This window comes from Microcoleus sp. PH2017_12_PCY_D_A, from assembly GCF_020738565.1.
In the GTDB taxonomy this organism is placed as follows: Bacteria; Cyanobacteriota; Cyanobacteriia; order Cyanobacteriales; family Microcoleaceae; genus Microcoleus.
This window is the reverse complement of sequence record NZ_JAEQCI010000141.1, coordinates 1-12,824: the sequence shown is the minus strand read 5'-3', so window position 1 is coordinate 12,824 and position 12,824 is coordinate 1. Positions and strand designations below refer to the sequence as shown.

General features: G+C 42.9%; 13 protein-coding genes and 1 pseudogene. 8 read left to right on the top strand and 6 right to left on the bottom strand.

The features are described from left to right. Window positions 1-90: 90 nt before the first annotated feature. The 3 genes and pseudogenes from JGK39_RS29130 to JGK39_RS29120 form a co-directional block, all read right to left on the bottom strand. Window positions 91-938, bottom strand: a pseudogene (locus JGK39_RS29130) (reverse transcriptase N-terminal domain-containing protein); the annotation flags it as partial. 819 nt (window positions 939-1,757) lie between these two features. Beyond that, the gene (locus tag JGK39_RS33760) at window positions 1,758-2,111 is read right to left on the bottom strand and encodes a transposase (protein ID WP_366049349.1); all 354 of its coding nucleotides are present in this window, start codon (window positions 2,109-2,111) and stop codon (window positions 1,758-1,760) included. A 74-nt stretch (window positions 2,112-2,185) separates the two neighbouring features. Beyond that, on the bottom strand, window positions 2,186-2,758 hold the full coding sequence (locus JGK39_RS29120) for a hypothetical protein (protein WP_293262565.1): 573 nt from the start codon (window positions 2,756-2,758) through the stop codon (window positions 2,186-2,188). A gap of 269 nt (window positions 2,759-3,027) precedes the next feature. Between JGK39_RS29120 and JGK39_RS29115 the strand changes: the two genes are divergently transcribed. From JGK39_RS29115 to JGK39_RS29100, 4 genes are all read left to right on the top strand, one after another. After that, window positions 3,028-3,186 carry a hypothetical protein gene (locus JGK39_RS29115; protein ID WP_293262568.1) on the top strand — a complete coding sequence of 53 codons (159 nt, stop codon included), beginning with the start codon at window positions 3,028-3,030 and terminating at the stop codon, window positions 3,184-3,186. A gap of 833 nt (window positions 3,187-4,019) precedes the next feature. Beyond that, window positions 4,020-6,011 (top strand): MASE1 domain-containing protein, encoded by a 1,992-nt coding sequence (locus JGK39_RS29110; protein ID WP_293259009.1) that lies wholly within the window; start codon window positions 4,020-4,022, stop codon window positions 6,009-6,011. A 176-nt stretch (window positions 6,012-6,187) separates the two neighbouring features. Beyond that, the gene (locus JGK39_RS29105) at window positions 6,188-6,418 is read left to right on the top strand and encodes a DUF2281 domain-containing protein (protein WP_293259007.1); all 231 of its coding nucleotides are present in this window, start codon (window positions 6,188-6,190) and stop codon (window positions 6,416-6,418) included. A 7-nt stretch (window positions 6,419-6,425) separates the two neighbouring features. Continuing rightward, window positions 6,426-6,815, top strand: a complete 390-nt coding sequence (locus JGK39_RS29100) for a type II toxin-antitoxin system VapC family toxin (RefSeq protein WP_293259005.1) — start codon at window positions 6,426-6,428, stop codon at window positions 6,813-6,815. 51 nt (window positions 6,816-6,866) lie between these two features. On the opposite strand, the gene JGK39_RS29095 is transcribed toward JGK39_RS29100, so the two are convergent. Next, the gene (locus tag JGK39_RS29095; RefSeq protein WP_293259003.1) at window positions 6,867-7,025 is read right to left on the bottom strand and encodes a hypothetical protein; all 159 of its coding nucleotides are present in this window, start codon (window positions 7,023-7,025) and stop codon (window positions 6,867-6,869) included. 127 nt (window positions 7,026-7,152) lie between these two features. Between JGK39_RS29095 and JGK39_RS29090 the strand changes: the two genes are divergently transcribed. Together JGK39_RS29090 and JGK39_RS29085 are read left to right on the top strand one after the other, a co-directional pair. Then, entirely contained in the window at window positions 7,153-8,607 is a 1,455-nt protein-coding gene (locus JGK39_RS29090; RefSeq protein ID WP_293259001.1) for an ATP/GTP-binding protein, read from the top strand. Beyond that, window positions 8,561-9,166: an RloB family protein gene (locus tag JGK39_RS29085; protein WP_293258999.1), complete on the top strand. Its 606-nt coding sequence runs from the start codon at window positions 8,561-8,563 to the stop codon at window positions 9,164-9,166. Before JGK39_RS29090 ends, JGK39_RS29085 begins: the two co-directional genes overlap by 47 nt. 82 nt (window positions 9,167-9,248) lie before the next feature. On the opposite strand, the gene JGK39_RS29080 is transcribed toward JGK39_RS29085, so the two are convergent. Beyond that, window positions 9,249-11,168 carry an ABC-F family ATP-binding cassette domain-containing protein gene (locus tag JGK39_RS29080; protein ID WP_293258997.1) on the bottom strand — a complete coding sequence of 640 codons (1,920 nt, stop codon included), beginning with the start codon at window positions 11,166-11,168 and terminating at the stop codon, window positions 9,249-9,251. Window positions 11,169-11,361: 193 nt separating this feature from the next. Between JGK39_RS29080 and JGK39_RS29075 the strand changes: the two genes are divergently transcribed. After that, window positions 11,362-11,604, top strand: coding sequence for a DUF433 domain-containing protein (locus JGK39_RS29075; RefSeq protein ID WP_293298408.1), 243 nt, complete (start codon window positions 11,362-11,364; stop codon window positions 11,602-11,604). Next, window positions 11,588-11,725, top strand: a complete 138-nt coding sequence (locus JGK39_RS29070) for a DUF5615 family PIN-like protein (RefSeq protein ID WP_293298405.1) — start codon at window positions 11,588-11,590, stop codon at window positions 11,723-11,725. Before JGK39_RS29075 ends, JGK39_RS29070 begins: the two co-directional genes overlap by 17 nt. 49 nt (window positions 11,726-11,774) lie before the next feature. Here the strand turns inward: JGK39_RS29070 and JGK39_RS29065 are convergent, their stop codons facing one another. Beyond that, on the bottom strand, window positions 11,775-12,725 hold the full coding sequence (locus JGK39_RS29065) for a transporter substrate-binding domain-containing protein (RefSeq protein ID WP_293298403.1): 951 nt from the start codon (window positions 12,723-12,725) through the stop codon (window positions 11,775-11,777). Window positions 12,726-12,824 lie beyond the last annotated feature (99 nt).

The following is a 12,824-nucleotide window of genomic DNA, read 5'->3' as shown; positions in this document are numbered from 1 at the left end:
CAGTGATGCCCTTGGAGATTGAGGATAGGTTTGGACACTAGCCTAGAGAAGTTACCTCCTCACTCACAACATGCGACATCGTGTCGCGCTTACGAAGTCATCAGCATAACGAATCAGGCTGAGGCTATATCGGTTATCCCGTTTGCCATGACCACTTCGAGTAGGCAGAGTGTCTGCGAACTGTTTGATTCGTTTTTCCATTCCGTGCAAGGCTATATTTGCTAGTAACGGAGAAATGACCCCGCCCTGTGGCGTACCTTGAGATGTAGGAAACAACTGTGTACCGTCCATCACTCCAGCTTTTAACCATGCTCGAACTTGTCGGCGAATGGTGGGGAATGTATTTAGTTTTCTGAGCAGTGCTTCTTGGTCGATGCGGTCAAAACATTTTGATATGTCGGCATCCAGCACGAATTTAGGCTTTTTATTGATGCTTGAAAATATAGCCTCGACCGCATCTTGGCATGAACGTCCAGGTCTGAACCCGTAGGAGTTAGGTTCAAATCGCGCTTCCCATTCTGGTTAAGCATGCCAGTTTGACAAGTGCGCGGCATCGCTCGGTCTTTCATTGTAGGTATGCCCAAAGGTCGCTTCTCTTCCGTTCCAGGCTTGGGAATCCATACTCGCCTAGTTGGACTAACCTTTGACCCCAGTTTTAGATTGCTGACTAGCTTCAAACGTGCTGCTGGGGACAAGGATTTTAGTCCATCCACTCCTGCCGTTTTCTTGCCAGTGTTGTCCTGGGTAACTCTACGAACCGATAAAGCTCTTGCTGACCAAGACTTCATCAACGTCTTTTGGAGTTTACGAACTGCTTTCACATCGCCACGATTAGAGGCTTGGTAAATTCGCTTTTGGAGCTTATACACTCGCCTTTCTAGCTTGCGCCATTTAATTGAGTGCCATTCCACCATCTGATTGCTCAGTGTTTTAGACATTTGTACTCACTACTTGAGACTTTACCTTCCAAATTCATCGTAAGTCTGTCTGCATATCTTGGGTATTACTCCAAGCTTTCGCTTTTGACTCAATCTCTCCTACTCGCTGCATCTGGTTAGCACTTACTCTCGATATTCGACCTTCGAGAGAGCAAGCGAGAGGTTACTTCGTTCCGAATGACCATTCTGCGTACCTTTAGAGCAATGCTATTCGCCGGGTTTATAGGAAGTGCTTATTGGTCAAATCAAATCTTGCCAATTCCTTATCCTTTGCCTTTTGGCTCCAGCGCGTTAAGCCTTATTTCGCTGGTTTCTAGTAACGACGATTCAGACGCATTTTCAAGCCGAGGCTTTTACTCATAGGTACTTTGCTCGATGGATACCGGATTAGGCTTCCAGTATTGACACCTTTCATCCCCGCTTCAGGCTTTGATGGCTAGTCGCAAACCTGGGGGAAGTGCTGTCACCGCTGCACCTGCGGGATAAGGTTTGAGTGTTCTAGGGTACTGACTCTCACTTACATGGTCATTCCGTTGTAAAGGTTCATCACCTTGCGGCTAATCCCCCTAATCCTGTTAGGAATGGTTTCTAGCCAACGAATCGCACTTTAATCCCCAGATCGATGCCGATACTTGGATTCTTAGCCTCAATTTGAACTGGCTCGACTTGTACAACAAAGCTTAAGAAATAGCGGTTCGCACAATCTTTAATTACTGTGACGGAGCTAGGGGGCGATGGTAGTTCTTTCGACCAAATTGGTTTAACAATTCCTATTTTTGCTAGATAAACGCCATCTCCTTTGATTGAAAAGCCTCCAATTCAAAAACGCGCTGACTGACTGTTGGTTCTCTTTTTGAACTTAGGATAGCCAACTTTACGACCTTTCATGCGGCCATTGCAGGAATTGAAAAAGTTCTTAAATGCTACTTCTAGATCTGCAATAGACTGTTGTAACGGAATGTTTGAAACTTCGCCCAACCAAGCTTTTTCTTCAGTCTTTTTTGCCTGAGTGATTACTATTTTCTGAAGCTCTGCGGACTTGGGTTTTTTCTCGGATTGTTTGCAGAGGGCTAAAGCATCGTTCCACACCGTTCGCACGCAACCAAACAACTGAGCTAGGCTTTGTTTTTGTTGGCTGGTTGGATAGAATCTGTAGCGATACCTTGCTTTCATTTTTGCTGACTATTTACTTGCTCTATTATATTAGATTAGAATATGCTAATAGAATCAGGAAAATTAAAGCCGTCCTATAAGGACGGGGCTTGTATCCCAGTTCTTTGGTCAAAGGGAAACTTTCTAAAATCAAATTCCGACGATACAGTTGCGCTAACCATTTCTAAATAAGTGACAGTCCCGTCGGGTTTTGCATTTAATTGCACCGTACCTCTTTTGGTGGCTGACTGAGAGTTAAAAATTGTTAAAGCTGATTCCCAGATTTGTTCGGGAGTGTAGCTAACAACTTTGTCGCCAACTACATTCGGGTCAAATGCTGTTGGTCTTGCCGGCGTTGCGTACAAAAAACCGCTGACATCAAAAGTCTCATCTGTTTGATTGATGCGACCGAGGTTGTTCAGCCAGAAACCTAGGGAAACTTCAGTGGGCTTGTCAGCAATTGGGGGGCTTTTCAGAGAAGGTTTGCGAGTTTCTGCGGGTTTGGCTGCTGGTTGTGTTGCTGCGGTTGTTGGCTGTTGTACCGGAGAATTGCTGGGAATATTTTGAGCGGCGACTGGGGAATAATTCGACAGCGCCACAGCCACAGTTAAGGCTAAGCTCACCAAGCCCGCCATCACTTTAGCTGCTGGTTGATTTTTGTTCGTCAAACGGTACTCCTCGGGCTAAAATGATTTTTTTATGAGTCGCAGACACAGGATGCGCTAAACAACTCGGTTTCTGCTTTCCCGAATTCAGCCCAAATCACGCAATGACGTTAAGAAATCCGCTGGATGCGTTCTTGATTGTTTAATTTGGTGCGATCGCCTCAAACACAATTTACGATTAAAGTTTCTGATGCTCGATCGCCTTCTTCATTTTTTGCAGGAGATTTTTTTAACAATTCCCAGAGATAATTTCCTATCATAAATTTAGTTGTTTGTCAACAGGCATTGAGTGCTGTGCGATCGCCACGAAAGAGCGGACGATGGTCTGGCGCGCGATCGATAAATCAACTCCCCGTCATTCGATTAAAGAATTGAAGAATGAGAGATTTGGGATTGACCCCACAGATGCAATCCGGGGGACGCAAGGATGAGCGTTGAAGATTTGGGATTGATTCCACGGATGCAATTCCCAGGCGGATACCGGCTTTGAAATTCAAAGGTCAACCGGCGCCCGAGCAGGGCGAGTTAACAGCTAACCAGTGACGCCATGCTCTGCTCTCTGTTTGATGTCTAAAAATAAGAGCTTCTTTTGTGAACAAGAGAGTTAAATTTCAAATCATCAATCGACTAGAGTTGTCAACTCTTGAATACTTAACCCCCAGAGTTGCGAGTCGCGCAAGTCTTGCTTTCCAATCGCAAAGCAACCTGGTGGAACTTCGCAAACTGCGCCGCAATCTCAAAGCTATTTTAGATGATATATTAATTTATCGATCGATCGCGCATCTCCCCTTAACTTAATGAACTCCCAGGAGCAAAGGAGCAAGCACAAGTAAGCGCGGCGCAGCTATCCCGTAAGAAATCGAGCATCTGTTGCATCTATTAAAGAGGATTGTGCCTGAAGCTGTTCTCAAATTGCAGGGAATCAAACTGCGACAACACCAACTGTTCGTCACAAATCGAAACACTTTGCACGCTGCTCTAACCTACCCATTTTTCACGCCTATGCCAGGGATCGAGTAAGGTGTAATTGAGACTTTTCGATCCAACAGAATACCAAGCATGACACCGATCAATCTACTGCGAACTGTTTTGCAACTGTCTGTACTCGCTAGAATAAAATTTGTCCGAATCATCACCGATATACGTAAGTATATTGCACCTAACAATGTTTTGAAAAAAATATCGCTTTCCCAATTCATTTGAGTGCTATCAGGGATAATACTAGCCAAATTTAGCACGAATTTTATATTATTATTTGGGAAACATGAAACTACATCCGAGAAAATACTTAGCTCGCCAAACGCAAAATTTAACTTTTGCCAGCAGATTAAAGTGGTTGGCCATTGTCAGCGCGATCGCCATAATTTACTACGGTGCTGCCAAACTGGGCATGGCAGTAGCCCTGCCGATTCCACCCGGCCTTACAGCCGTTTGGTTCCCTTCCGCGATCGCTTGGAGTGCGATCCTTTGGGGAGGATTAAAAATTTCCCCCGTGATTTGGCTGACTGATTTTATAGCTGCAATTCCCGGCTACTCTGAAGGGACTCACAACCTTTATATATCGATACTCGTCTGCTCGATTTGCTCCTTAGGAGCCCCGGGAGAGGCGGGCTTAGGAAGTAGACTTATCCGGCGCTTTATCCCGAATTCATCACCTTTTGCTTCCGCTAACTCGGTACTAAGATTTGTGCTAATTGTTGCTATATGCACCGGATTAAATGCCACGATGGGAGTGACAACTATCTGCTTCGGGGGAATTTCCCAATGGACTAATTACGGGTTTATGTGGTTGACTTTGTGGACGGGAAATGCAATTAGTGTTTTAGTATTTTTGCCTTTGTTTCTGGTTTGGCAGCGAGTACCCCCGATGCCCTGGCCGCGCCAGAAATGGCTGGAAGCAATGCTGCTTTTGAGCCTGTTGATGGGTACTGGAAAACTTGCTTTTTGGGATAACTATCCCGTACAATATATGATGCTGCCTTGCCTGTGGTGGGCGGCTTTTCGGTTTGGACAGCACGGTGCAACTTTGGCGATTGTCTTAGTATCGAGTTTGGCGCTGTGGGGTACGGTGAATGGCACGAGTTCTTTCCTGCGCGCATCCTTGAACGAGTCATTAATATTGCTACAAACTTTTCTGGGAGTTGTTGCAGTTTCAACGCTACTTTTGTCTGCTATTTTACTTGAGCGAGAACAATCAGAAATTAAGCTAAAAGTGGCAAATGAAACGCTGGAAATGCGAGTGGCAGAACGCACGCTCACTTTAACAGAAACTAATGAAATACTTCAAGTTGAAATTGCCGAACGCCAGCAAGCTGAAATTGCGCTGCGACAATCGGAAGTTGAGAATACTCAACTAATTACGTCTCTGCAACAGCAAAAAATGACTTTGGAGCGAACGCTGCAAGATTTGAAAAACGCTCAAGCACAACTGATTCAAACCGAAAAAATGTCAAGTCTGGGACAACTGGTGGCTGGAGTCGCTCACGAAATCAACAATCCAGTCAGCTTTATTTACGGCAATATCAATCATGCCGCGGAACACTCTCAAGCGCTTTTAAAGTTAATCGAACTGTACCGACAGGAATATACCGATACTAATCCGCAGATTCAAGACTTAACAGAGGAAATTGAGCTGGATTTCCTGATCGAAGACTTGCCTAAATTGTTGAGTTCCATGAAAATGGGTGCCGATCGCATCCGAGAGATTGTGCTGACGCTGCGTAACTTTTCGCGTCTTGATGAGTCAGATATGAAGGCTGTGAATATTCATGAAGGAATTGACAGCACTCTGATCATTTTGCAAAGCCGGCTCAATCGCAAAGCCGGCCCGCAGATTCAGATTGTGAAGCGCTACGGCATCTTGCCGAGGGTGGAATGCTACGCAGGCCAACTCAATCAGGTGTTGATGAATATCCTGAACAACGCAATTGATGCTTTGATCGGTCAAGCTCAGGGGAATCAGGGTTTTACGCCGACGATCGCGATCGCCACTGAAAGTATAGACTCCCAATGGGTTAAGATTGGGATTAAAGATAATGGCACTGGCATATCCCCATCGACTCAGGAACGCATCTTCGACCCATTTTTTACCACAAAACCCGTCGGACAAGGCACGGGGCTAGGATTGTCGATTAGCTATCAGATTGTTGTAGAAAAACATCGCGGACGTTTGAAATGCGTTTCGGAATCTGGACAGGGGACAGAATTTTTGATTGAGCTACCGGTGCAGCAAAAAGTTCTGGCGGCGCAATTATAATGTTTGTAGTTGTGCGAAGGAGCGATCGGTCGATCGCACTTGCGCCCTATCCCAGATTGCACCCAAGCACGGGCGCGCGAGGAAGTGACATCCGGGCGATCGACTGAGTTAAAATGTAGAAGGTTAATTCTCGATTTTCAACAACTGACTGAGCAGCAAAAACCAGAAATAAAACTATGAGCGCCCGAGAAATACTGATGCAAGAAATTGTACAAGCTCCCGATTTTATGATTGAGGAACTTTTAGATTTTCTGCTGTTTGCAAAAGCTCGGAGAAATCAGCAAGCACTTTCCCAAAAGCACAAAGAACTCCGTCCTTTTGGGCTTTGTGCGGGGGAGTTTACTGTACCGCCGGATTTTAATGAGCCATTACCTGAAGAGATTCTGCGCGACTTTGAGGGCAATTGAAAATATAATGAAACTCTTGTTAGAGACCCACATTTTTCTGTGGTTTATCAGCGGTAGCACTCAACTATCAACAAGATTTCGGGATAACATTCAAGACTCTGACAACGATGTTTACTTGAGTGTTGTTTCTTTATGGGAGTGCATCATTAAATATCAACTCGGTAAACTGCCACTACCAGAATCCCCGGAAGTCTATTTACCCAAGCAACGCGAATTACACAGAATTGAAAGTCTCGCTGTTGACGAAATAAGTGTTGCTCAATTAATTCAGTTGCCATCTCTACACCGCGATCCATTTGAACGTTTACTTATTTGTCAAGCTTTACGGCATGACTTGACAATCGTCACCGCTGATGCAGCAGTTATGGCTTATCAAATGGCTCAGTTTTTGCAGTAGCTGACAGCCGCAGGTGATTTTATGGTAGAGTCGATCGCACTTATTCCACACTTATTCAACACTACACACAAGTGCGATCGCCCGTCTGTGGCCGCGGAGTAGGGATTGGGCGTGCGATCGCGCGTAAGGAAGTGACATCCGGGCGATCGACTCACAAGTCAAAACAAACTCTTCCATTTTTTTGAGTTTGAGTGTGTACCAATCATCCATCAGCTATAAATTTGTTACACAAAACAACGATTTAGGAGTAAAAATCTCCCTAACTCAGATTTTGTGGCACTATTGAGTAAATTGTTATAGTAACCATCATCAAACCCCCTAAGTCAGTGGAATAGCTATGTTAGTCCAAGTAACCATAGAGAACTTCCTGTCCTTCAGAGAAGAAACAACGTTTAGTATGGTAGCTGTTAGCAGTGACCAAAATCATGCAGATCATCTGGCTGTAGATACAGCAGGTAAGGGAAGGTCACTTTTGCCTATCTCTGCTATTTATGGCGCCAATGCAGCCGGCAAATCTAACCTGATTAAAGCAATTGATTTCGCCAAGGATTTGATTGTAGAAGGAACACGTAGCAGTCAGGCTATTCTAGTGACTCCATTTAAATTAGGTAATAACCTTAAAAAGCCCAGCAAATTTGAATTTATTTTTACCCATCAAGGGAATCTTTATTCCTATGGATTTAAGTTAAATGCTACTCAAATTATCGAAGAATGGCTTTACATAACCCCCGCTGGAAAGAAACGGGAAATACCATTTTTTGAACGCATAACTTCCGAAAAAAAAGAAACTAAAGTAGAGTATGGCTCTGCCCTCAAAGGCCGGAGCAAAAAACAAGAACAGTTTCTCGACTTTATTGCACAGGGAACACGTCCAAATCAACTTTTCTTAACAGAAGCTGTCGATCGGAATGTTCAGAGTGTAAAGCCTGTTGTGGATTGGTTCAAAGATGTCCTAGTTATTATCCCAGCCGAATCTCACTATGAAGCTTTAGAATTTACTATTTTAAATAACGAACAATTTACTAAATTTATAAGTAGCTTTTTGAAATTTGCAGGCACTGGTATTGATTCTATAGGAAAAGAAGAAGTTGACTTGGACTTTGAGCGCCATTTCCCAGGTATGCCAGATAGTATCAAGGATAAAATTATTCAAAAATTTGCTGATGCTAATGAAAATTCTATTGCAATGCTTGAAAATCTCACAGGTCAACGATATTTCCTCAAATATGGAGTAGAAGGTAAGCTAAGCCTCATTCAACTCAGGACTCAACACCGTCATGAGAACGGTCATCTTGTAGATTTTTCAATGGAAGAAGAATCTGAAGGTACGCAGCGTTTAATCAACTTAATTCCGGCACTATTTGCTTTGCAAGAAAATCCTGAAATAGTGATTTTACTGGATGAGTTAGACCGCCGTCTTCATCCTCTTCTCTCACGAAGATTTATAGAAGTAGCTTTGAATTGCAGACAAAAAAATAGTCAGAGCCAACTAATATTTACAACTCATGATACCAATCTTCTCGACTTAGATATTATGCGGAGAGACGAAATCTGGTTTGTTGAAAAAAATGAGCAAGGTGCATCACATATTTGTTCGCTAGCAGAGTTTAAAATTAGACCAGATGTTCAAATCGAAAAAGGCTATTTAAATGGTAGATTTGGAGCTATTCCATTCTTTGGAGATATCCGTAGTTTAGGATGGCTCGATTGTGAAACAGAGTCATCTGACAAACATGATAGCAAACATGAAAAAACGCAATCGAACCAAGCTCCTAGATCGTCAGTACAATAATCGAGATGCCACACTTTTTGTTATTGCTACAGAGGGTAGGGAAACTGAAAAGCAATATTTCTCGATGTTTCGTAACTCTCGTATCAAGATAGAAATATTGCCAACGGGCGAAGATAATAAGTCTGCCCCTCAATATGTTTTGGAGCGATTAGATGAATTTGCACAAAAATATAATATGACTCCAGAGGATACTCTATGGCTAATATTTGATGTGGATCGATGGGGAGTAAAAAATATCAGTGCAATCTGCCGTGAAGCCAAACAGAAAAATTATCAACTAGGTATTAGTAATCCTTGTTTTGAGGCTTGGTTATATTTACATTTTGATGACTTAGATCCTAATGATACAAACTGCAAAGATGTTGAAGCAAGGTTGCGCCATAAGTTGGGGAGTTATAACAAGAGCAATCTTGATTTAGATTCGTTTAAGGACTATATTGAGGATGCTGTTCAACGTGCCAATAATTTACATCCCGATCATCAACAGCACTGGCCGCCGACGCCCGGTTCCCACGTTTATCGAGTTATTCAGATAATTCTCAAGGCATCGAAACAATAGTAAAAATTAGTTAATTTTGGCGGATGATAACTTATTAAAGTTACGCTCCGCCAAAATCTCGAATCTAAAATTTAAAATGATCTTAACCGACTCGTTCGGCTAACTCCAACCAGCGCTCAGTCGCAGTATCAATTTCCTGCGTCAATTGAGCCAAACGATCGGACAACTTCTTCACCTCCGCAAACCCAGTCGGAGCATTGTTGTACAAAATTTTCTCAATCTCTGCTTTCTCGGCTTCCATCTGCGGAATTTTAGTCTCTAATTGTTCGTATTCCCGCTTCTCATTGAACGAAACTTTGGTCGATTTTGCCGGATTTTTGGCTTTAGAATTGTTGGATTCTGGGGGAGGCGTAACTTTTTCTTTGTCTTTTTGTCCTTTGATTTCCTTGGCTTCTTCGGCTTTTTTGTAATCCAAATATACCGAGTAATTGCCGGGATACAAGCGCAAATTGCCACCGGGTTCTAGGGCGAACACCATGTCGATCGTCCGATCGAGAAAATAGCGATCGTGCGAAACTACAATTACGCAGCCGTTAAAGTCTTCGAGATAGTCCTCCAAAACCGCCAGAGTCTGCACGTCCAGGTCGTTTGTGGGTTCGTCGAGAATCAACAAATTAGGCGCGCTCATCAGCACTTTCAGCAGAAATAAGCGGCGCTTTTCACCGCCGGAAAGCTTGTTAATCGGTGCATACTGTTGGTTGGGCGGAAACAGAAACTTTTCCAGCATTTGAGAAGCGGTAATGATTTCCCCATCCGCCGTTTGCACCAATTCCGCCACACTTTTGAGGTATTCAATCACCCGCTGGTCTTCATTTGGTGTCAAATCTTCTGAATGCTGGTCAAAATAACCGATATGAATGGTTGTGCCAATTTCCACAGTACCGGAATCCGGCTGAATGCGCCCGGTAATGATATCCATCAGCGTCGATTTTCCAGCGCCGTTGCTACCAATAATTCCAATCCGGTCTTCGGGAGTGAAATTGTAGGTAAAATCTTTAATTAAAGTGCGATCGCCATAGGCTTTACGAATATTCAACAACTCAATGACTTTCTTGCCAATTCGGCGGCCCGCTGTAGCAATCTCGACTTTGCCGTTGGCTGTTTTAAACTCCTCTGCGCGCATATCTTTAATGCGATCGATCCGAGCTTTTTGCTTGGTACTGCGCGCTTTCGGCCCTTTTTTGAGCCATTCCAACTCGCGCCGCAATACTCCCGCGTGTTTGCGCTGAGTGCTGGCGGCGGATTCTTCCGCTAGGGCTTTTTTCTCCAAATAATAAGCGTAATTGCCAGCATAATTGTATAGGTCGGCGCGATCGATCTCCAAGATGCGATTGGTAACGCGATCGAGAAAATAGCGATCGTGCGTAATCAGCAACAGTGCACCGCGATAGCCGTTCAAATAGTTCTGCAACCACTCCACAGACAGCGCATCCAAGTGGTTTGTCGGTTCGTCCATCAACAACACGTCTGGTTCCGACAACAGCGCCGTTGCTAAGGCAATTCGCTTGCGGTAGCCACCGGACAAATCGCCAATTTTGGCATGAAAATCCTCAATTCCCAGCTTCGTCAAAATCAATTTCGCCTTGGTTTCCAAATCCCACGCGCCCACCTCGTCTATGCGCGCCGACACGGTTGACAAACGCGCCATCAACTTGTCGGTATCGCCTTTACCGTGGGACAATTGATCTGAAATTTCTTCATATTCCCGCACCAAAGCCATTTGTTCGCCGCTGTCGGCAAATACTTGCTCTAAAACCGTATGATTTTCGTCTAAATCCGGCTGTTGCGGGAGATAGACTATTGTAGACCCTGGATTGACCCAGCGATCGCCAGAGTCGATCGACTCCAAGCCCGCAATCATTTTCAGCAGCGTTGATTTCCCGGAACCGTTGGTGCCGATGAGTCCGACTTTATCGCCTTCATCCAGGCTGAAACTGGCATTTGTCAAGAGTTCCTTGATGCCGAAGTCTTTTTTGATCGATCGCAGAGTAAAAATAGTCATGAGTATATAAAATTATCTACTTAGCTTTTGACATTCACTAGCAATTTGCAGTATTTTAGATTATATCATGTCTTGTACCGCACTTGATTTTGATTTGCGATTTCACCCAAGGCAAGCGAGAATTTATCAGTCTAAGTTTCCGAACTGGCAAGATGAGATATAAAATAATAAGTAAGAGTTGAGATTAGGAGCAATGAAAATAGATCGTATTACAAGCAATCCCAAGCGAATGAATGGGCAACCATGTATTCGCGATCTTCGGCTGACTGTTCGTCGGGTAATCGAGCTGCTAGCAACTTATCCCGATCGAGCAGAACTACATCAAGAGTTTCCAGAACTAGAGGATGAAGATATCCGACAAGCTCTAATTTTTGTATCCTCTTATCTTGACGATCGCATCATTGAGCTACCAAATCATTATGAATCTGTTGCTTGACCAGGGATTACCACTTTCTACGGCAGCATTATTACGTGATGCAGGTATCGACACCATCCATGTGGGTGAAATTGGTATGTCTCAAGCCGAAGATGTCGAAATCATCCAGAAAGCCGGATAAGAGGAACGTGTGGTTGTTACCCTTGATGCAGATTTTCATATATTATAACCTACAAACCCAGGATAGTTGAAATTAGTATTATGACTCCGAATACACATACTATTATGCCTAATTTTAATGCAGAACTTCTTTGATGACTATTTTTCAATCTACTTGTAGCAAGTATTACAATAAATGCACCTAATATTTCAATAAGTACACCCAACAAAATCAAAAAAATTCGTTCCTTAATCTTATTTATTAAAGAAGGTTTACATGGAATAACTTCTACACCTTCATCTTTTTTTAACTTTGCTTGAGCTTGACATATTTCTGGTGTCTTCAATGTTTTATTAATTGTCTTAAGTAGTTCCTTAGAAAATATCGTATCTTTCTTAACTGCCATAACATACTCTTCTGTTGGATCGAGAGTTAAATATGAAGAATCAGTTGGATAAATAGTATATCCAGAATATTTATATGCTTTTTTATTTTCCTGTTGATATTTATTAACTCCGTTTTCAAGAAGATTCTTCACAATAAGTGAATCACTAGCAAATGCCTCTATTTCAGACCTTTCAAGAGCCTTTAAAGCTGCATCTCTATTTCGATATGGATGAATATTATTCGGAAATATACCAGGCAACACATTTAATGTCGTAGTTCCTACAACAGCACCAACTTTAATGTTACTTAACTCTTTATTTCGTAAGTTCAAAGCAGTAGCCAAGCTCTGTTTTAATAAAAGCTTCACCCCTGTTTTATAGAAAAAATTTGAAAATTGAATACCTTGACCCTCTACAATATTAGCAGATTCTGCTGAGTTAGGACCACATTCAATATGAACCCAGCCTTCCTTTAAGCCATGATATCTAGGATAGGTTTGTCCAAGACCTTCATTGTTAATATGAAGGTATTGAACTTTGATGAATTTAAAATTCCTAACTAACTCCTTCTCTAGCTCTTTACCAAAAGTACCACAGAAGCCTTCAGCAGAATGTGTTTTTACATTATCGCCCATTCGGTAGTGCCCTGAAGGAAAGGATCGAGAGAATAAAACTCACGTCAAAGAAAAGTAGGCATTTAGAGTTGTAAATTAGCATTGTAATGATGCACAAAC

What these genes read in the sequence shown, in the direction of transcription:
- JGK39_RS33760 (WP_366049349.1), bottom strand. Translation starts at nt 2,111, where the DNA reads ATGAAAGCAAGGTATCGCTACAGATTCTATCCAACCAGCCAACAAAAA.
- JGK39_RS29110 (WP_293259009.1), top strand. Translation starts at nt 4,020, where the DNA reads ATGAAACTACATCCGAGAAAATACTTAGCTCGCCAAACGCAAAATTTA.
- JGK39_RS29105 (WP_293259007.1), top strand. Translation starts at nt 6,188, where the DNA reads ATGAGCGCCCGAGAAATACTGATGCAAGAAATTGTACAAGCTCCCGAT.
- JGK39_RS29100 (WP_293259005.1), top strand. Translation starts at nt 6,426, where the DNA reads ATGAAACTCTTGTTAGAGACCCACATTTTTCTGTGGTTTATCAGCGGT.
- JGK39_RS29095 (WP_293259003.1), bottom strand. Translation starts at nt 7,025, where the DNA reads ATGGATGATTGGTACACACTCAAACTCAAAAAAATGGAAGAGTTTGTT.
- JGK39_RS29090 (WP_293259001.1), top strand. Translation starts at nt 7,153, where the DNA reads ATGTTAGTCCAAGTAACCATAGAGAACTTCCTGTCCTTCAGAGAAGAA.
- JGK39_RS29085 (WP_293258999.1), top strand. Translation starts at nt 8,561, where the DNA reads ATGAAAAAACGCAATCGAACCAAGCTCCTAGATCGTCAGTACAATAAT.
- JGK39_RS29080 (WP_293258997.1), bottom strand. Translation starts at nt 11,168, where the DNA reads ATGACTATTTTTACTCTGCGATCGATCAAAAAAGACTTCGGCATCAAG.
- JGK39_RS29075 (WP_293298408.1), top strand. Translation starts at nt 11,362, where the DNA reads ATGAAAATAGATCGTATTACAAGCAATCCCAAGCGAATGAATGGGCAA.
- JGK39_RS29070 (WP_293298405.1), top strand. Translation starts at nt 11,588, where the DNA reads ATGAATCTGTTGCTTGACCAGGGATTACCACTTTCTACGGCAGCATTA.
- JGK39_RS29065 (WP_293298403.1), bottom strand. Translation starts at nt 12,725, where the DNA reads ATGGGCGATAATGTAAAAACACATTCTGCTGAAGGCTTCTGTGGTACT.